Source organism: Enterococcus sp. 7F3_DIV0205 (genome assembly GCF_002141365.2).
Classification (GTDB): domain Bacteria; phylum Bacillota; class Bacilli; order Lactobacillales; family Enterococcaceae; genus Enterococcus_L; species Enterococcus_L palustris.
This window is the reverse complement of the sequence record NZ_CP147244.1, coordinates 3,173,088-3,193,480: the sequence shown is the minus strand read 5'-3', so window position 1 is coordinate 3,193,480 and position 20,393 is coordinate 3,173,088. Positions and strand designations below refer to the sequence as shown.

Below are 20,393 nucleotides of genomic sequence, written 5' to 3'. Positions count from 1 at the left end.
ACAGTATATCGTCTTACTAAAAGTAAGTAAAGAGTTTTGACTTACTTTTTATAAGTTTTTTTCAAGATAAAAGAAAAAAGCCTAAGACAATAGGTTTCTTGCCTTAAACTTTTCTATTTCTATCTAAAAATCAACAGCGCTACAACTGTAATAATTGCCGGAATACCTTGTTTTATCAAAATCGATTTAGATGAAGTCAGTCCTCCATAGACTGCAGCAACAACTACACAGATGATAAAGAACATTACCACGCTCCAACTATTAGCAGCAAAAAAGGCCCCCCATAAAATTCCTGTAGCTAAAAAGCCATTGTACAAACCTTGATTTTTAAATAATGTTTGTACTCTTGGATCATTCAAAAATTCTTTATCCAATCCAAAACTACGTTGTGCCGCAGGAGAGGTCGTTTGAAACATTTCTAAATATAAAATGTAATAATGTTCAATTGCAACGATCACAGCTAAAACTAAAGGAATAATATGCATGAGATTTCTCCTTCTATTTCCAATTTGTAATGTCAGTAGCTGGTAGTCGGTATGAAGGATAACCTTCTTCATTTGCTTTACCGATCGAAACAATCATCACTGGATAATAACGTTCTTTATCCATATCCAATGCTTCTGCAATTTTCTCACGCTCAAAGCCACCAATAGGGTTTGTATCGTAGCCATACGCACGAGCTACTAGCATCAAGTTCATCGCAGCCAATGCGCCATCGATCGTCGCCATTTCCTTTTTATCTTCTGTAGACATTTGCTCAAACAAAGGGCTCAACATCTCTAGTTGACGTTCTTTCACTTCTTGGGGCATTAAATTTTGTTCAACAGCTGTACCATAGATTTTTTCAGCATGTTCAAAGCTATTTAAATCACCAAAAATCACGATCATCGCAGCTGATGTTTCATTTTGTACTTTATTAAAACGGACAAGAGGTGCTAAAGCTTCTTTCCCTTCATCACTTTCAACAACAGTAAAGCGCCATGGCTGCATATTCACTGAAGATGGTGCTTTAACAGTATCATTAATGATTTGCTCCATTTCTTCTCGGCTGATTTTAACTGTCGGATCGTAGTTACGAACCGATCTTCTGCCTTTCATAATCGTATCAAAATTATTTTCTTTATATGTGTTTTCCATAATATCCCTCATCTCTCTCTTTCGTTCGATTATTTTCGAACATTAAAAATATATCATTCCCTCCGTGATATGTAAAGTAGAATGTTTATGTTATAATCTGTTTATGAAAAATAAAATAGCCGATAACAACCATGATCCTGTTCTTCAAGCGCTTCAAGCTGTCAGTGATCCAATTCGTTTGAATATCCTTACTTGCTTATTACTTGATGGTGAAAAACGAATTACTTCAGAAAAATATAATATTGTAAAATCGACTTTATCTCACCACATAAAGTTACTGAAGGATGCTCAGCTGATTCAAGAAATCAAAATGGGAACAGCGAAAACCTACGTTTTAAATCAAGAGTACATTCAGCAAGAGTTGCCTGGATTAATAGAACTGATCCGCTTTAGAGCAGGAAACACAACTAAATAGACCATCCTCAACAAATTCACCTGTTGAGGATGGTCTATTTTATTTAGTCAGCCATTTTGATAACAATTTTCCCTACAGCATGATGTGTCTCACTTAATGCATGCGCATCGTAAACACCTTGTCTAGAAAAAGGAAAGACTTCTCCAACTACTGAAATCACTTTTCCAGCAGCCATTAAATCAGCAATTTCTTGTAATTGTTTCCCGTTTGTTTGAAGCCAGATGCTTTCGGCTTTGATGTTTTTTTCTTTCGCCAATGCTTCATCTGCAATCCCAACGATTGAAATCAAACGTCCTGTATTTGGTTTTAACACAGAAAAACTTGATTTTTGGATATCGCCACCCATTGTATCAAACACTAAGTCGATATCTGTTAGGACATCTGCAAAATTCGTTGTGTGATAATCGATTATTTCATCTGCGCCTAGTTTTTGGAGCAATTCATGATTTTTTTCACTCGCTGTTGTGATGACGTAAGCGCCCGCTTGTTTCGCAAGTTGGATTGCATATGTTCCTACCCCACCAGCTCCAGCATGAATCAAGACTTTTTCGCCTTTTTGAAGTTTTCCATGATCAAAAAGCGCTTGTAACGCTGTCAAGCCAGCTAAAGGAACAGCTGCGGCTTCTTCAAAAGAAACATTTTCAGGGATTTTCGCTAACAAATCAGCATCAACGATCGTTTCCTCTGCATACGTACCAAAACGTGTAGTTTCAGGACGAGCAAAAACTTTATCGCCAACTTTCCAGTCAGTTACATCACTACCAACTTCTGTGATAACACCTGCAACGTCCCAACCTAAAATAATCGGGAACGGCCAGTCAAACATTTGTTTTAAATAGCCTTCTCTTAATTTCCAGTCAATTGGATTGATGGATGTGGCATGCTCTTTAACAAGCACTTGGTTTGCTTTTAACTCAGGTAAAGTTACGTCTTGTTCCGTTAGTTCTTCTTTACTGCCATATTGATTGATGACTACTGCTTTCATATTTAAGATTCCTCCGTTTTTAACTAAATGTTAACCTAGTATACTCCTTATTTTTTATTTAGGTAAAAAATATGCTTACAAAAAATAAGAATTTGACACAAAAGTGCCTATTTGCGAAGCTTTCAACGCTTAGTACTTTAGCACTTAGAAAATAAAGGGAGCAGTGTGATCGAAGTGTAACGTAGTAGTAGCTTTTTCACTACCGTTTATTCAAACTTTAAGGGGCTGAGATACAACTCTTCGAGTTATATCTCAGCCCCTAATACACTAGTTCTTATTCATAACGCAACGATTCAATTGGATCGAGTTTCGCTGCTCTACGTGCTGGTAATGTTCCTGCAAGGAATGCAATTCCCATGATTACCAAAATGATAACAGCAGATGAAGATGATGAGAATTGAATCAATGTAAAGCCTGTTAATGATTTCAAGAAGGAATCAGCAGCAATTTGATTAATCAACGCTCCTGCTCCAACTGCTCCTAAGATCCCTAAAAGAGAACCTAAAAAGCCAATCAACGCCGCTTCTACACTAAAAATCGTGAATACTTTCCCACTGCTAAGTCCCATTGCTTTCATCAAACCGATTTCTCTTGTACGTTCTTGAACTGACATATACAACGTATTGATGATTCCGAAACTTGCTGCTAATAAGGCAATCGCACCAAACATTGTTAGGACACCTGTAATTGCATTGATCACATTTCTGATCATGCCGATTTGGTCTTCTACTGTTTGTCCCATGTAACCCGCTTTATCTAACCGTTCTTTTACATCTGCGATTTCTGTCTTAGTCACATCTTTGCTCATTTCACCCATGATCAAACCGTATTGTCCAGTCATCGCTTCTGGTAATCCTGCTTCATTGATTTTTGAAATTTCATCAACAAGCGAACGGTTCAATAAAGACATTCCACCTTGAATCAAGCTAGTATTACGTACACCAACGATGGTCGCTTCAACTACTTTTTCCTCTCCAGTAGCAGCAGAAGGTGCTGCGATTTTAACGGTTTTACCAATAGCATCTTCACTTGATTTATATCCTAAAGATTTCACATATTCTGGTGCTAGATTGAGTTGAAATTCTGAACTATTTTGGTCAAGCCCTTTGCCTGCTTCAAGATCTACATTCAATTCTTCCACCATCGGCATTCCTGAAAAAACATATTTCTCATTGTTATTTCCTGAAATATAACTTGTTGAAACAGATTTCATTGCCTCTGCGTTTTTGATACCTTTGATCTCTTTGATTTTCTCAAGATCTTTACTATCTAAAGCTTCCTGTTGTTGCATTGAGCTTGTTTTTTTGTTTTCATCATATTTTTCTGGTTCGCCATCTTCACTTGGTCCCCCAGTCATTTTGGGTTGGATCATGATTTGATTTTGGCCGCCCACGCTGCCGACTTGTTTATCGATGTAATCATTGACTCCAATATTAACGCCTGTTGTAAGCGAAATGGTAAATGCCCCAATAAAGATGGCTACTATTGTTAAAATTGTCCGCCCTTTATTCCGCATTAAATTTGAACTGGCTGATTTTAAAATATCACTAAATTTCATCTACTCGTTCCCTCCCACAATTAATCCGTCACGCACATGGATTTGTCGATCACAGCGTGCCGCAAGTTCTGGATCATGAGTGACAATAATCAGTGTGATCCCTTTTTCTTTATTTAAATCAAATAACAGCTGCTCGATCTTCTCACCCGTTGTGGAATCTAAGTTTCCTGTAGGTTCATCTGCAAAAATGATTTTAGGATTATTGACCAATGCACGCGCAATACAAACCCGTTGTTTTTGTCCACCAGATAAGTTGTTAGCCTTATTATTGATTTTATCATCCAATTCAACAGCTTTCAGTGCTTCAAGCGCCATTTCTTTACGTTTGTTATTTGAAATACCACCGATTTTCAGCGGTAACATGACATTATTTAAAACTGTATCTTTAGAATTCATGAAAAATTGCTGAAATACAAAACCAAATTGTTTATTTCTTGTTTTATCTAACTCTTTTTTGCTGATGCTTGTTACATCTTGGTTATTTAATAAAATTTCTCCTGAAGTTGGTTTATCTAATAATGCCAAAATATGCATAAATGTCGATTTCCCTGAACCGCTTTTCCCAATGATTGCAACGGATTCACCTTCTTCGATTTTTAAATCCACACCTTTTAATGCATCAAATTTTGATTCATTACGGCCATAACTTTTCTTTATATTTCTTGCTTCAATTACAGACATGCTTTCCCCTCCATTGATTCTATCCACTTACTTTTTTTGTTATATAATACTTCGTTCACCCTTTTTTCATTTTACTCCCTTCTACACTATTCATTTTGCAGGAAGTTCTCTAACTTGTCATGGTACCTAAGACCTATCTCTTTGTTAGACCTAAGTCAAAAAAACGTTTACATAAAAAAACAAGCGGATCTGGCTAGAGAAACCAAATCAACTTGTTTTTTAATTATTTTATTAACGTGACTAAACGCAAAGCTCGCTTTGACGCTCGTCTTAGATTTCCACTCGCATGAGTCATCGCTTCTTCTAGCGTCATAACCTGATCGATGATCGGAACGATCACTGATATTCCCTCATCATAAAAACTGGACTCATCTCCTGAAAAACGACCAACAAAAGCAATGACTGGAATACCATATTTTTTGGCGATTCTTGCAATGCCAACTGGTACTTTTCCTTGTAAACTTTGGTTATCCATTTTCCCTTCACCCGTGACTACTAAATCAACTTGTTGAATCAACGTTTCCAGTCCCGTCTGCTCAGAAATAAAGTCAAAACCTGAACGTGAAGTACCCTTCAAAAAAATTCTGATTGCAAACCCCAGTCCTCCTGCAGCGCCATCTCCTGGAGCTGATGATTCACCTTTGAGTACAAGAGTTTGATAGTGTGTCATTGCCAGTTCATACTCATCTAATTCTGCTTTCTCTAGACCTTTTTGCTGTCCGAACATTTTAACTGCTCCATCTGGCCCAGTCAAAGGACTTTTCACATCTGCTGCAATCTGAAAATCGATCATTTGTATCCTAGGATCTAATCCCTCTTTTGAAATACTATTTATCTTAGCAAGACTACTACCTTTAGCTGACAACTTTTGATGCTCACTATCAAAAAATTCAATTCCTAATGCACTTAATAATCCCATACCACCATCTACTGTTCCAGTTCCACCCAAACCAATGACAATGGTTCGAGCACCTCGATCAATTGCAGCTAAGATCAACTGGCCAGTTCCATAAGAAGATGTGTTTTTGGGATGGGTTATAGCTGTGTCGTTTAAAAATTGAATACCAGAAGCCGCCGCCGATTCAATAACAGCCAGTTTTTCTGCCTCAAACCAACCAAAATAAGCCACAATCATTGAGCCGTCTAATGCTTGTACATGGGCTGCAACTTTTTGACCGTTATTATTTTTCACGACAGCCTCAACCGTTCCTTCACCACCATCGGCTATCGCAACTTGCTCAATGGTATGCCCTTCTTTTGTAACGACATCGGCAATGATTTGATTCGCTTCAATGCTGCTTAGAGATCCTTTCATAGAATCAATTGCTGTCAATATCTTCATCTTGCCCCTCTTTTCAAGAATGATGTGCTTTTTATTTTTCTAGCATTCGATAACCAATCCCAATCTCTGTCATAATATATTCTGGCTCGACTGGATTGTCTTCGATTTTTTTACGGATATTGGACATGTTCACCCTCAGTGTTTGGCTTTCATTACTATAGGGTCCCCACACTTTTTGAGAAATATACGTATGCGTCAATACTTTTCCAACATTTTCAGCAAGAACTTGGATGATCTTATATTCATTTGGCGTTAGATGGATCACTCGTCCCTCTTTACTAACAGTATGATGTTCGATATCGATACACAATTTGCCATTGATTATCTTTTTTACTTCAGTCAGATTCGCTCCATTTGTAGCATGCCTTAGAGCAGTTCTAATTCTGGCAAGTAATTCTGGCGTTCCGAAAGGTTTTGTAATATAGTCATCTGCCCCTAAATCTAGTGCCTCCACCTTATTGTCTTCATGATCACGAGCAGAAATAATGATGATCGGCACAGGTGAGGTTTCTCGGATTTTTTTCAACACTTCGATCCCGTCTTGATCGGGCAAACCTAGATCAAGCAAAATTAAATCAGCTGGCCACATCCGAAATGTTGAGAACCCTTCTAGTGCTGAATAAGCTAAACGGATATCATGCTTTTCTTTTTCCAACACTGCCCCAATAAATTCAGCAATCACATTATCATCTTCAATAATCAAAATCGTTGCCATTATTTTGTCTCCTTTCTTTCCAATGGTAAAGTAAAGGTAAATACTGCACCACCTTGTGGTCGATTAGCCACATTTAGTGTCCCATCATGGGCCATAATGATTGTTTTTACAATCGATAGGCCAATCCCCATACCGCTTTTAGAGTCAACAGGTGTATTTTGTTTGCTCATTCCATCAAATAGCAATTTGATCTGTTCGCTCGTCAATCCTTTTCCTTGATCGGCTACTTCAAAGGTCACATCTTTACTAGTAGCTGTAACGGCCACAAAAATCGGCGCATGACAATTTGAATGACGAATCGCATTTTCCATCAAGTTGAATAACACTTGCTCAATCAAAATCGAATCCATCGGCACCATAACAAATTCGTCTGGCAAGGTCACACTGATTTCACTTTCGGGATAACTCTTTTTAATACGCTGAATAGCGGATGAAACGACTTCTTCCGCCGCTTCTTTGCTTTTAGCCACTTTCATGGTTTCTTCATTGATACGGGTGATCGACAGTAGATTTTCCACCATGCGGATCAGCCAATCAGCATCATCTTTAATGCCTACAAGTAGTTTTCGCTTCGTTTCTTCTGGTAATTTAGTTGTCTCATGGTCATTTAAAATCGTTTCTACAGATCCAGAAATACCAGTTAATGGTGTTCTTAAATCATGAGAAATAGCTCGTAATAAATTCCCACGCATTCGTTCTTTTTCATTTTCAAATAGAATTTGTTGTCTTTCTGAAGTTAAGTTATTTTGTTCGATTGCTAATGAAAGCTGAGTAGAAATTAGTTCAATAAAGGTAATGATTTCGTCTGTGATTGGGTTTTCTTTACTTTTTTCAATTCCGATAACAGCTAAGGTCACACCATTTGATAAAACAGGTAAATATAAAGCTTTAGCCCCCATCAACGTATCGGTTCCATATCCTGCTTCTTTTTGATTAACAAAGACCCAATTGGCAACAGCTAATTCTTCTAGACTTCTTAATGGACCTTTGATTGGTGCTCCTGAAGGATTTTTAAGTTCTTCTTCTCCGTACAAGACGACTTCTCGGTCCAACATATTCGATAGATATTCAGCAGTCGTTGTTAAAATCTCTTTTTGATCATGTGTCACAAGATATTTCTTATTCAACTCATATAAAATTTCTAATTGATGCTCTCGTTTCATGGCATAAAAAGCTTGTTTTTTGATCTGCATCATTAAATTACTGACTAATAAGGCCACTAATAACATGAAGATCAACGTCACTGGGTATCCTTGTTTATACACCGTCAATGAATATAACGGCTCAACAAAAAACCAGTTAAACATCAGGACACTGGCAATCGATGCCAACGCTGCCCAAAGATATCCTGTGGTTAGTCGAGCAACCAGTAAGACAAACAGAATATAAATCAAAATCAAATTTTGATCCCCAATATGAAAATAAGAACCTAATTCAGAAAGTATTGTTGCTACAGTAAGTAAGCCACATGTCATATAAAAATCTTGCCACGTGAAAATACTTTTCAGATTCTTTTTCTTTGTTGCGTATTTATTCAATAAATACTTACTAGATTGGTATGGAACTAAATGAATGTCCACATCTGGAATGAATGCAACTAACTCATCTTCTAGATCAGGACGATATAAGCGTAGAAAACGTGACCGCTTGATGACTTTCCCCATCACTAGATCAGTAACGCCGCGCATTTTCACATACTGAACAATTGTTTCTCGTTGGTTATCACTTTCTAAAGTAACGACTTCGCCACCTAGTTTTGTAGCTAACTTCGAATTTTCGGATTCAGCATGTTCAGACGTATCCTCCAAAATTTCTAAGGCGATCCATTCTGTGCCCAAAGCTTGTGCTAAACGAGCCGTCCAACGTAAACATTTTTTGGTCATATCTGGATTTTTTTCGTCAATGATCGTCAATAACTTAGAATGAATCCCTGTACTTTTTTGTGTTTCTTGCTGATTTGTCGTATTGATATGATCTGATGCTTTACGAATCGCAAGACCTCTCAATAACGTCAAATTATCTGTGGTAAAAAAATTTGCCATTGCTTTTCTAGCATTTTCAGAGTGATAGATTTTTCCTTGTTTCAATCGATCAAGTAATTCTTCTGTTTCAATATCAACAACTTTTAGTGAGCTCGTTTCAAAAAATGTATCTGGAACTGTTTCTGAAATATGCACACCTGTAACTTGTTCAACAACGTCATTCAAACTTTCGATATGTTGAACATTGACCGTTGTATAAACATCAATGCCAGCTTTTAATAACTCTTCAATATCCTGATATCTTTTTCTATTTCTGGCACCAATAGCATTCGTATGGGCCAATTCATCCACCAAAATAATATCTGGTTTTTCTTGTAGTGCCGCATCCACATCAAATTCATTGATCGTAATGCCTTTGTACTCATATTTTTTTGTAGCTAAAGCAGGAAGGCCATTCACTAATGCTTGTGTTTCAGGGCGAGCATGGGGTTCCACATAGCCAATCAGCACTGTTTTCCCTTCTTCTTGTTGTTCATGGGCTTCTTTAAGCATCGCATAGGTTTTTCCCACACCTGCTGCATAACCGAAGAAAACCTTCAGTCTACCAGACCTCAGGCTTTGTTCGTTCTTCTTCCATTTTGCTAAAAGTTGTTCTGGATCTAAACGTTCCTCTTCCACTTTTTGCTCCATCCTTTATTCTTAGGTGAGACAGAAGTGTTCAACTCCAAGAATTATGAAGGTGTTGCTTCTGATCCTACCATTTATTCAGACTCATCCAGCATTTGATTCACACCCAAAACATTCACACGTTGTGACGTGATTGTGCCAATTTTGATGCCAGTGATGTTTTGTTTGATTATAGCACGGACATCATCTTTTTTCATATTTCTGGCTGTAGCGATTCGCTCACTTTGAAAAAGGGCTCCTTCAATTGAAATTTCAGGATCGACACCACTAGCTGAAGCTGTTACTAAATCGACAGGAATATCTGTTCCATCGATTTTTTCTACTCGCTGTTCGACACGCTCTTTTTGTTCTTTTGAAACGGGTGATAATTGACTTACCTCTGTAGGGCGTCCTTGGAGATATTGTTCTCCTTCAAACTTCTGACCGATCAATTTGGACCCGATCACAACTTCTTTCCCAGCTTCTTGTTTTTTGACTAAACTGCCGTTAGCTTGAGCTGAAAAGACAACTTGTCCAACAAGTGTGACTGCAACTGTATAAACTACACCGCACAATAAAGTAAATACTAGAATACTTTTTAATGATGCAATCATTATTTTTTTCACGGTTCTTCTCTCCTAACGTTTAAGGCTGAACAGGCTCATCAGCTTCGTCTGAAAAATAGAAAAAATCGATTGTGGCGCCTTTTGACACACTCTATTTTTATCTTTTTTCCGAGGAGCTAGCCTGTAAAGCTAGATATTTTAAAAGTGTAATGGACTTGATTTGTTTTGACCGAAAATGGAAGCAATGTTCCTTTTAGTCACTTCGCGCAACAAGCCGTTGTAAAACAAGTCAATTAATATAAAACAACTGTCAAAAGGATATCGATCAATTTGATTGCGATAAAAGGTGCCACGACACCGCCCAATCCATAAACTAATAAATTGTGGCGTAAAATCTGACTCGCTGGTTTCTCTTTATAAGACACACCTTTTAAGGCCAACGGAATCAACGCTACAATAATCAGCGCATTATAGATGATTGCTGATAATATTGCCGTTGTTGGGCTCGTTAATCTCATGATGTTCAACGCATCCAATGCAGGATAAATACTGAAAAACAACACAGGAATGATCGCAAAGTATTTCGCAATGTCATTAGCAATACTAAAGGTTGTTAAGGCTCCACGGGTCATCAATAATTGCTTACCGATTTTTACAATACTGATCAATTTGGTTGGACTGGAATCTAGATCGATCATATTGCCCGCTTCTTTGGCTGCTTGCGTTCCTGTATTCATCGCCACTGCCACGTCTGCTTGAGCTAAAGCTGGCGCATCATTTGTGCCGTCTCCAGTCATGGCAACTAAGTGTCCTTTTTCTTGATAGTCACGAATCAAACTCATTTTATTTTCTGGTGTTGCTTCTGCTAAGAAATCATCTACTCCTGCTTCTGCTGCAATGGCAGCAGCCGTCATTGGGTTATCCCCAGTGATCATAATGGTTTTGATCCCCATTTTGCGCATATCATCGAATTTCTCTTTTACACCATTTTTCACGATGTCTTTTAAGTAAATGACGCCGTAAACTTGATTGTTTTTAACTACTACTAGCGGTGTTCCACCTTCATTGGCTACCCGTTGAACAATCGCATCACATTCTTCTGGATATAGACTACCGTTTTCTTCCACATATTTCTTCATTGTATCGGCGGCACCTTTACGGATTTCATCGCCTTGATAGTTGATACCGCTCATTCGTGTTTTGGCTGTAAACTCAATAAATTCGACTTCAACATCATTTAATTCTCGACCACGGATATCAAATTTTTCTTTCGCCAAAATTACGATACTTCGTCCCTCAGCTGTTTCATCTGCTAAAGAAGAAAGTTGCGCCGCATCCGCTAAGTCGTATTCTTTAATGCCTGTCACTGGAATAAATTCGCTAGCACGGCGGTTTCCTAATGTTATGGTTCCTGTTTTATCCAATAACAAAATATCAACGTCACCGGCCGCTTCGATTGCACGCCCACTCATCGCAATAACATTTTCTTTATTCAACCGACTCATCCCGGCAATCCCAATGGAAGAAACCAGTGCACCGATAGTTGTTGGTGCTAAACAAACAAGTAAAGCAATGATCACGGTTAAAGATAACGCAGAACCTGTTCCTACTAACTCGCTTGAGAATTTCGTAAACGGCAGCAACGTCGCCGAAACCACTAAGAAAATAATCGTTAGCATAATCAAAATAATTTGTAAGCCGATTTCATTCGGTGTTTTCTTGCGTTCTGTTCCTTCGACCATGGAAATCATTTTGTCTAAGAAAGACTCACCATTTTCAGCCGTCACTTTGATCACAAGATAATCTGATACAACCGTTGTTCCACCGGTTACCGCACTACGGTCACCACCTGATTCACGAATTACTGGAGCCGATTCACCTGTAATAGCACTCTCATCTACAGAAGCTGCTCCATCTATCACATCACCATCCATTGGAATTTGTTCGTTGACCGCAACATAGACAAGGTCGCCTTTTTTTAGTTCGGATGATTTGATTTGTGTAAATTTTTGATTCTTTACATCATCTAATGAATTGACTTTATGTGCTGTAACGTCTTTTTTAGCTTGTTTCAAACTTTCAGCTTGTGCTTTTCCGCGTCCCTCAGCAATTGCTTCAGCAAAGTTAGCAAATAAAATCGTCAGCCATAAGATAATGGCGATCGCTAAGATGAAAAATGGATTCGCATCTGTATAACCAAAGAATGTTAAGACATAAAGTATGGTCGTTAAGATCGCTCCTGTATAAACCACCAGCATCACTGGATTTTTGACTTGAATGTTTGGCGCAAGTTTTTTAAAAGAAGATTTAAATGCATCCATATAAACACTGCGCTTGTTTTGCGTATTTTTCAAAAGAATCCCCTTCTTTTTCTTATTTTGTAATGAAGTGTTCTGCAATTGGCCCCAATGCCATTGCTGGTAAGAAGCTCAATGCCCCAATAACTAAAATCACAATGATCAACATTGTTACGAACGTTGCATTTGTTGTTGAAAGTGTGCCTGATCCAGTTGCTACGATTTTCTTTTTCCCTAAATTAGCAGCAAGATAAATGATCGCAAGCATTGGAATAAAGCGAGAAAGGATCATGATCGTACCACCTAAAATATTTAAAAAAGTTGTATCTGCAGTCAATCCAGCAAAAGCACTACCGTTATTGTTCGCTAAAGAAGAGAACCCATACAGGACTTCAGAAAATGCATGAGGACCTGAATTCGTCAACCAACTCATTGCTTGCGGATTTAAAATAAATAACATGGTTCCAAGTAAAGTTAAAAGAAGTGGTGTTAAAATCACTAAGCAAACCATTTTCATATCAAAAGGCTCGATTTTTTTCCCTAGATATTCCGGTGTACGTCCAACAAGTAAACCTGCAATAAAAATCGCTAGCAAGATGAACGCAATCATGCCATACAAACCGCTACCTGTACCGCCGAAAATAATTTCACCTAACTGCATCAAGAACATTGGTATCAATCCGCCCAGAGGCATAAAACTGTCTAACATGGCATTGATCGAACCGTTAGAAGCAGCTGTCGTACTTACTGCCCAAAGACTAGACCAACCAATACCAAAACGCATTTCTTTTCCTTCTAAGTTCATTTGACCCAGCACATGATTAAACTGTGGTCCATAATACTCACTCAAGGTTACACCGATCATCGCCGCGATTAAAAATCCAAGTGAAACAATCATGATCGTTCTGCCTTGTTTCCAATCCTTAACGAATAATCCGAATGCAACGATCAAAGCGGCTGGAATCAATAGAATCGAAATATTTTCAACAAAGTTACTGATCAAGTTTGGGTTTTCAAACGGATACGTAGAGTTTCCACCATAAAAACCGCCGCCGTTCGTTCCTAATTGTTTGATTGCTACTTGACTGGCTACTGTTCCTAAAGGTAAAAAGATTTTTTGGCCTAGCTCTAAACTTGTTGTTTCAACAGAACCAGCAAATGTTTGCACCACACCTTGAGAAATCAAGATCAATGAAACAATAAATGACAATGGCAATAAAACATATAAGGTAATTCTCGTTAAATCTTGCCAGAAATTTCCAATATATTTTGTTGTTCGATTGGTAAATCCTCTCAATAAAACAAACAATACAGCAATACCCACCGCTGCTGATACAAAGTTTTGAACCGTCAACCCGAAAGCTTGCGTAAAGATCGATAAGGTATCTTCTCCAGCATATGCTTGCCAGTTCGTATTGGTTACAAAACTTGCAGCTGTATTAAAAGCCAGCGAAAAGCTAGTACCCGGAAGTTTTTCTGGGTTTAGCGGTAAAAACTGTTGCCCCATCATCATCGCCATAAGCAATATCAGAGAAAAAATACTAAAAAACAAAACGCTGAAACTATATTGTTTTGCATTCATTTCTTTTTGAGCAGGTGTTCCTAAAAACTGGTAAATTTTTTCTTCGACTGGATTGATGATTTTCGTCAATATCGTTTTTTGTCCAGTCATGATTTTATGAATATAAAAGCCTAGCGGAATTGCTAAACCGATCAATACAATAAAAAAGATAGCTTGCTGAATAAAAATAGCGCTCACTGTTGATCCCCCCAAAATAGTTCATAGAATAAATAAATTAGCAGTAATGCTGCAATAATGCCGGAAATAATCGTCATCAAAATTCCTCTCCTTCATTTGATAAAAGTATGATATCAAATTCTGTATAAAGATAGTGTTAAAGTTGGCGTTGTTTCTTTATACAATCTTTATACGTGAAGAAAACAAGGTTTAAGTACGCAAAAAAAAACTCTAAAAACATCTTCTAGAGTAGCTTTTTAAATAATTAATCTCTTTTGTTTTTATTACACAGAGGAAAACAAACGGTGATTTCAAGTGATCAAAATAATGGATTTATGCATAATATAGCGTATTTTACCTTGTCGCCTATCTTACAGTCTTGCGACTGAACGGAGGTGTCCTCTTTATGTTTTTAGCGTTTATCTGTCCACTTCTTGTTGGGATCTTGATCTCGTTATTCGAGTGTTGGTTAAATAACAAATACAAGAAGTAACAGAAAATAAGGCGACATTAGCCAAAAAAGCCCCTGGAGATCACACTCTCCAGGGGCTTACTCTTTATGTTTTTTATTAGCAACACCATTATACCATGAGACAATCCTTGATATCAAGAACAAAAAAGTATTTCTTACAATAGTTTTTCGATATCATCCGCAATTTTTACTGGCTCCACAGTCGGTGCAAAACGTTTTACAACATTTCCCTCACGGTCAACTAAAAACTTAGTAAAGTTCCACTTGATTGCGCCTCCTAGAAGTCCACCCTTTTCACCTTTCAAAAAATCGTACAACGGGTCAGCGTTCTCACCGTTTACATCGATTTTTCCAAATGTTTGAAAAGTCGTTTGGTAGGTCAACTGACAAAAATCACTGATTTCTTGATTGGTTCCTGGCGCTTGATGACCAAATTGATTACAAGGAAAATCTAGAATTTCTAACCCTTGCTCACGGTATTTTTTATACAATTCTTCCAAGCCTTCGTACTGAGGCGTAAAACCACAACCTGTCGCTGTATTTACGATCAAGAGTACTTTTCCCCGATAATCTTCCATTGAAACAGTTTCATTTGCAGTCGTTTTTACCTGATAATCATAAATACTCATTTTACTTCTTCCTCTCCAGTTGCCTATCTTAACTAAATACTAGCTAGTAGAAGTCTATTCGTCAAGAAAACAAACTCTGTTTCTCATCGTATCGGCGTCAACTCTAACAGCACGATCCCATTTGTATCTAGTGTCACATAATAATTAAAGTCATCATCGATGTGCGTATCAAAGACTTTGATCTTCGGGCGAGTACTATCAACAATATATTTTTGTGTTTCTAAATCAAGCGCTTCAGCATTTCTGAACTCTTCATACGTGTAAAATAACGCTCCATTATGACGATTAAAGTCAATTTGCTTAATCTGATACGGCGCTGATTTAATCGCTGCTAGTTCAATCTCAAAGGTCACCGCCTGGCTTTCAAGAAATGCCTCTTCTGAAGAAAGATGAGGGTCAAAATAATTCGTATTAAACAATAATAATTGATATTTCCCATCCAAATAAGTCAGCAAATATTCTTCCCCTTGTGCCAAAACCTTCCCTTCCATCCTTCTCGCTAGCCACAAACAAAAATAGACAGGTCTTTTTCCACTGTAAAAATGGAATAGTTCCAAGCCATCATTTTTCAACGGACGTTCTTGTGTTTGTTTCTCATACAACTCGATATTCAGCCAAAATCCAAACCCAGACACTAACAGATCCAACATCAAAAGATCTTTTAAAATAATTGCCCCTCTAAAGAAAGTGCCATTACTATTTCTAGTCATTCCGGTCAAGGTATTCCATTCCGTAAGATAAAGCGGTAATTTGATTTCGTATTCTTTTAAAATATGCTTGATATGCAAGGTTTTATTCAACACATATTGGTGATAATTTTTTAAATCGGGAAACGTGCTGTCTAAATTTTGAAACACATAATTTGGCTCCGCAGAAAATGACAAAAAATCACAATTTGCAGCAATCGTCTCGCAAAAAAATTGCGTTTGCTGCGGATCATTTTGCTCAAAAAATGGATCAGGTGAAGGAATTTCTGCGCCTACTGCTATTTTAGGAGCGATCTCAAATAGACTTCTTTTTACTTCGAGAAATACAGGATAGTACTCCGCAAGGTTTTGTTCTTTAAATAGACAATTAATCTTCCATTGCTCCGTCATTTTTGCCCCGAATTTATTTTGAACATGACAAAAGAACTTACGGTAAATATCTTTCACACTAACACTCAACTCTTTAAATTCTACAAGAGATAATTGATAAAAAATATTTAACCGAGCCTCTTCTAAAAATGTCAAAACATAGTCCCACTCTTCAAATGCGGGAAATGAATTCATCATTGCTTCTTGATGGATCTGAACCGATAGTGGAATTTGTGTAAATAGAGTTTGGATGCTAATATACTTGATCCCAATTTGCTTTTTTATGTCCAGAATTTCAGCTTGGATCTTCTTAGAAGCTAAAGCTTCCCATGATCCAACATGTATAATTACATCTTTTTTTAAATAATCAGATTCAAATTGCTCCGTTGTGATATGAAGCTGTTTCGTCTTTAATGATAATTCTGATGGTCGAGCTTCTTCTAACCCCGTTTGAATATAGCTGTACAATGGTACCAAGATTTCTTTGATCTGAAGTTCAGTTGTTTGGATTACTTGATTGATCTTCTGTGGTGCTTGCGTTTCTTCTAAGTGTGAGGAACGATAACTAGTTGGCGAATCATTAAAGATCTTTTTAAAGTGTTGACGATAGGTTTTACTATTGCTAAAACCGCTATCTAAAGCAATTTGCTCAATACTTTTTTTCGTATACAAAAGCTCTGATAAACTATGCTTTACACAAATCGTCCGCACATAATGAGAAAAGTAGTCCCCTGTTTCCTTCTTAAAAAATTTCGATAACGAGGATTCTGACATAAAAAAATGTTCCGCTACATCAGATAAGAGAATCCCTTCGTGATAATGTACTTCGATATATTCCAAAATCTCTCTTAATTTTTGATTATCAGAAGGGTGATATTCGGTCACTTCTTCTTTTTGAAAATGATGAACGAGAGATAAAATGATCTGTGTTAAAAACAAAGTGATTTTGAGCCTTTTGGAAGGATCGTCGCTAAATTCAACTAAACATAACTCAGCAACTTGTCTTCTTAAAGCTGCGATCGCCTGCATCTTCCCATGCTCTTTTTGAATCGGTGTACAGTCAAAACGAGTATAGAAAAAAGCGGGAAATTGAGCCGCAAAAAAAACACTGTTGATTCTCAATTCTAAATAAGAACAGCTTTGTGATGAATTCGCGGTCATAAAAAGATGATCCCCAGTATTGACCACAACCAGTTCACCTGCACTCACTTGATTCGTTATTTCCTCTATCGTTATAAACATGCTGCCTTTTAAAACAATCAAAATCGTCGTTTCCTTGCATAAGGCAGTCTGTTCTGTTAATAGCTGTTGATAATTGATCTGATAATTTTCATTTACAATCATTTAATGACCTCTTTTATTTATTCTCTTCTTATTATAGCACTAGAAATAGAAAATATCGTCTGTTAGATAGCCTTTTATTTTCCTTCCTATATATTCCAAAAGGGATTTCTGGAATTTAGAAATTCCTATCATTGTGAACTTTTTAATTAAGCATACAATATGAAGTGTAATTGAAAGGAGAATATAAGATGGACGATTTACGTACACAACTATTCACATTGCTTCAACAAAAAGAAGCTGACATGATCAAGATTCGCCGACATTTTCATGAGAATCCAGAACTATCTTTTCATGAGACTGAAACGGCAAAATACATTGCTGATTTTTACGCTGGCAAAGAGTGCGATGTTCAAACAAATGTGGGCGGCGGTAACGGTATTTTAGTCGATATTCATGGTGGTAAAAAAGGCCCGTTCTTAGCGATTCGAGCTGATTTCGATGCCTTGCCGATTCAAGAAGATACAGGATTGCCATTTGCTTCCAAAACACCAAACGTCATGCATGCCTGCGGACATGATGGTCACACTGCCTATATGATGATTTTAGCGGATTCATTGATTGAACTAAAAGATCAATTAGCTGGAACGATTCGTGTGATTCATCAACCAGCAGAAGAAGTACCGCCAGGTGGTGCAAAAGGAATGATCGAGGCTGGTTGTCTAGACGGAGTAGATCATGTTTTAGGAATTCACGTGATGAGTATGATGCCGCTTGGTGATGTGCTTTATCATCCAGGTTCTGTTCATACAGGTCGGGCAACCTTTAAGGTTATTATGCAAGGAAAAGGTGGTCATGGTTCTACACCGCAAGATGCTAACGATACAATCGTAGCTGCCTCTCAATTTGTCACAGCCGTTCAAACTATTGTCAGTCGCAGAATCGATCCATTTGATACTGCAACTGTTACGATCGGTTCATTTGACGGTAAAGGTTCAGCCAATGTCATCAAAGATTCTGTGACATTAGAAGGCGATGTTCGAATCATGAAAGAAGAAACACGTGCAATCGTTGAAAAAGAATTTAAACAAATTTTAGATGGGATCTGCCGTACATTCGGAATCAGCTATGAACTTGATTATACCAATGACTATCCTGTCTGTGTCAATGATGCCAAGACCACTGAAATGGTCGCAAAAGCCTTATCTGAAGCACAAATACCCGAAGTGAAGCAATTGATCGAATGCGGTCCTCAAACCCCTTCTGAAGATTTTGCTTATTACGCAAAAGAACGTCCAAGCTGTTTCTTTTTCGTTGGTGCTCATAAAGAAGGAACACCAATGTATCCGCATCATCATCCAAAATTTTATATTGATGAAGATTGTTTATTGATCGCTGCCAAATCAATGGGTGCAGCAGTTTTACATTATTTATTTGAAGGAGTTTAATCATGAAAGCAACAACACATACAGCAGCAAATGCTGCAACATATAAAGGGACAAATAAATTACTGATAGGAATCGTATTAAGTGTTTTGACCTATTGGTTGTTTGCCCAATCTTTACTAAATATGGCGCCAGCCGTTCAAAGTGACTTAGGTGTTTCTTCTGGCGTTTTAAACATAGGAATTTCCATGACTGGTTTATTCTCAGGTATTTTTATCGTTGTAGCTGGAGGCCTAGCAGATAAGCTGGGTAGAATGAAATTAACGTATATCGGTCTTATTTTAAGTGTTATTGGGTCAGGGGCTTTAGTCATTGCACACGGACCTGTTTTATTTGTCGGTGGACGGATTTTACAAGGTTTATCAGCTGCTTGTATCATGCCTGCTACAATGGCTTTAGTTAAAACATACTACGAAGGAAAAGATCGGCAACGTGCTTTAAGTTACTGGTCAATTGGTTCTTGGGGCGGTTCTGGTTTATGTTCGTTCTTCGGTGGTGCCATTGCTAGTTCTTTAGGTTGGCGTTATGTCTTTATTTTTTCAATCATCGTTTCAATTTTAAGTGCATTATTGATTTTTGGTACACCCGAAAGCAAGGTTGAATCTAATAGTAATAGTAAATTTGATTCAATCGGTTTACTTTTGTTTATCGTTTCAATGGTTGCCTTGAACGTTGTCGTTTCTAAAGGGTCAGAATTAGGCTGGACTAGTCCCATTGTCCTTATCTTAGCGGCAGTAGTTATCATTGGATTGATTGCTTTTTATAAAGTAGAACAAGCAATGGATAATAGTTTTGTAGAATTTTCTTTATTTGAAAACCGCGGCTACCTTGGTGCAACGATTTCAAATTTCTTGTTAAATGCGGTTGCCGGTACTTTGATCGTAATCAACACTTATGTCCAACAAGGGCGTGGTCTTTCTTCTGCTAAAACAGGGATGTTATCGATCGGTTACTTGTGTCTAGTTTTGATCACGATTCGCATCGGTGAAAAATTATTGCAAACGATCGGCGCAAAAAAACCAATGTTATGGGGCACGATTCTTTCTGGTACTGGTGTTGGTTTGATGGCTTTAACTATGGTTACAGGAACTGCATACTTTGTCTTAGTTTTTATTGGCTACAGTTTATTCGGAATGGGTCTAGGTATGTATGCAACACCATCTACTGATACTGCGATTTCCAGTGTACCGAATGAAAAGGCCGGTGTAGCTTCTGGTATTTATAAAATGGCCAGCTCACTTGGCGGAGCATTAGGAGTAGCCATTTCTGCTGCTGTCTATAACGGCTTTAGTGCTGGAGGAAATTATACTCAAGGAGCTACATTCGGCTTACTGACAAATATTCTTTTCTGCGTTTTAGCTTTAGGTTCTATCGTATTTATTATTCCAAAAGAAAAACAAGTATAAGG

At 37.6% G+C, this 20,393-nt stretch carries 17 protein-coding genes; 3 read left to right on the top strand and 14 right to left on the bottom strand.

Annotated elements, in window-relative coordinates:
- Positions 1 to 119 precede the first annotated feature (119 nt).
- Together A5821_RS14830 and A5821_RS14825 are read right to left on the bottom strand one after the other, a co-directional pair.
- On the bottom strand, positions 120 to 485 hold the full coding sequence (locus A5821_RS14830; protein WP_086315495.1) for a DUF1304 domain-containing protein: 366 nt from the start codon (positions 483 to 485) through the stop codon (positions 120 to 122).
- A gap of 13 nt (positions 486 to 498) precedes the next feature.
- Positions 499 to 1,137 carry a nitroreductase family protein gene (locus tag A5821_RS14825; protein WP_086315494.1) on the bottom strand — a complete coding sequence of 213 codons (639 nt, stop codon included), beginning with the start codon at positions 1,135 to 1,137 and terminating at the stop codon, positions 499 to 501.
- 103 nt (positions 1,138 to 1,240) lie between these two features.
- Here A5821_RS14825 and A5821_RS14820 point away from each other — a divergent pair, with 103 nt between their 5' ends.
- Entirely contained in the window at positions 1,241 to 1,552 is a 312-nt protein-coding gene (locus tag A5821_RS14820; RefSeq protein WP_086315493.1) for an ArsR/SmtB family transcription factor, read from the top strand.
- Positions 1,553 to 1,595: 43 nt separating this feature from the next.
- Here the strand turns inward: A5821_RS14820 and A5821_RS14815 are convergent, their stop codons facing one another.
- The 12 genes from A5821_RS14815 to A5821_RS14765 form a co-directional block, all read right to left on the bottom strand.
- Positions 1,596 to 2,537 carry an NADP-dependent oxidoreductase gene (locus A5821_RS14815; protein ID WP_086315492.1) on the bottom strand — a complete coding sequence of 314 codons (942 nt, stop codon included), beginning with the start codon at positions 2,535 to 2,537 and terminating at the stop codon, positions 1,596 to 1,598.
- 274 nt (positions 2,538 to 2,811) lie between these two features.
- Positions 2,812 to 4,095, bottom strand: a complete 1,284-nt coding sequence (locus tag A5821_RS14810) for an ABC transporter permease (RefSeq protein WP_086315491.1) — start codon at positions 4,093 to 4,095, stop codon at positions 2,812 to 2,814.
- Positions 4,096 to 4,776 carry an ABC transporter ATP-binding protein gene (locus A5821_RS14805; protein WP_086315490.1) on the bottom strand — a complete coding sequence of 227 codons (681 nt, stop codon included), beginning with the start codon at positions 4,774 to 4,776 and terminating at the stop codon, positions 4,096 to 4,098.
- Positions 4,777 to 4,999: 223 nt separating this feature from the next.
- On the bottom strand, positions 5,000 to 6,118 hold the full coding sequence (locus tag A5821_RS14800; protein WP_086315489.1) for a glycerate kinase: 1,119 nt from the start codon (positions 6,116 to 6,118) through the stop codon (positions 5,000 to 5,002).
- A 31-nt stretch (positions 6,119 to 6,149) separates the two neighbouring features.
- Positions 6,150 to 6,833, bottom strand: a complete 684-nt coding sequence (locus A5821_RS14795) for a response regulator transcription factor (RefSeq protein ID WP_086315488.1) — start codon at positions 6,831 to 6,833, stop codon at positions 6,150 to 6,152.
- Positions 6,833 to 9,505, bottom strand: coding sequence for a sensor histidine kinase (locus A5821_RS14790; protein ID WP_086315487.1), 2,673 nt, complete (start codon positions 9,503 to 9,505; stop codon positions 6,833 to 6,835). Before A5821_RS14790 ends, A5821_RS14795 begins: the two co-directional genes overlap by 1 nt.
- Before the next feature lie 71 nt (positions 9,506 to 9,576).
- A complete protein-coding gene (locus A5821_RS14785; RefSeq protein ID WP_086315486.1) occupies positions 9,577 to 10,107 on the bottom strand; it encodes a potassium-transporting ATPase subunit C in 531 nt (176 codons plus the stop codon).
- 233 nt (positions 10,108 to 10,340) lie between these two features.
- A complete protein-coding gene (gene kdpB, locus A5821_RS14780; protein ID WP_249921890.1) occupies positions 10,341 to 12,368 on the bottom strand; it encodes a potassium-transporting ATPase subunit KdpB in 2,028 nt (675 codons plus the stop codon).
- Between the two features lie 52 nt (positions 12,369 to 12,420).
- A complete protein-coding gene (kdpA, locus tag A5821_RS14775) occupies positions 12,421 to 14,103 on the bottom strand; it encodes a potassium-transporting ATPase subunit KdpA (RefSeq protein ID WP_086315484.1) in 1,683 nt (560 codons plus the stop codon).
- Positions 14,100 to 14,180 carry a K(+)-transporting ATPase subunit F gene (gene kdpF, locus A5821_RS17610; RefSeq protein WP_069635352.1) on the bottom strand — a complete coding sequence of 27 codons (81 nt, stop codon included), beginning with the start codon at positions 14,178 to 14,180 and terminating at the stop codon, positions 14,100 to 14,102. The genes kdpA and kdpF overlap by 4 nt, the downstream gene beginning before the upstream one ends.
- 529 nt (positions 14,181 to 14,709) lie before the next feature.
- Positions 14,710 to 15,183: a glutathione peroxidase gene (locus A5821_RS14770; RefSeq protein WP_086315483.1), complete on the bottom strand. Its 474-nt coding sequence runs from the start codon at positions 15,181 to 15,183 to the stop codon at positions 14,710 to 14,712.
- 83 nt (positions 15,184 to 15,266) lie between these two features.
- Complete coding sequence (locus A5821_RS14765) at positions 15,267 to 17,603, bottom strand: helix-turn-helix domain-containing protein (RefSeq protein ID WP_086315482.1); 2,337 nt, start codon at positions 17,601 to 17,603, stop codon at positions 15,267 to 15,269.
- A 188-nt stretch (positions 17,604 to 17,791) separates the two neighbouring features.
- On the opposite strand from A5821_RS14765, the gene A5821_RS14760 reads away from it, so the two are divergent.
- Positions 17,792 to 18,988 (top strand): M20 family metallopeptidase, encoded by a 1,197-nt coding sequence (locus A5821_RS14760; RefSeq protein WP_086315481.1) that lies wholly within the window; start codon positions 17,792 to 17,794, stop codon positions 18,986 to 18,988.
- Between the two features lie 2 nt (positions 18,989 to 18,990).
- Positions 18,991 to 20,391 (top strand): MFS transporter, encoded by a 1,401-nt coding sequence (locus tag A5821_RS14755; RefSeq protein WP_086315480.1) that lies wholly within the window; start codon positions 18,991 to 18,993, stop codon positions 20,389 to 20,391.
- Positions 20,392 to 20,393: the final 2 nt, after the last annotated feature.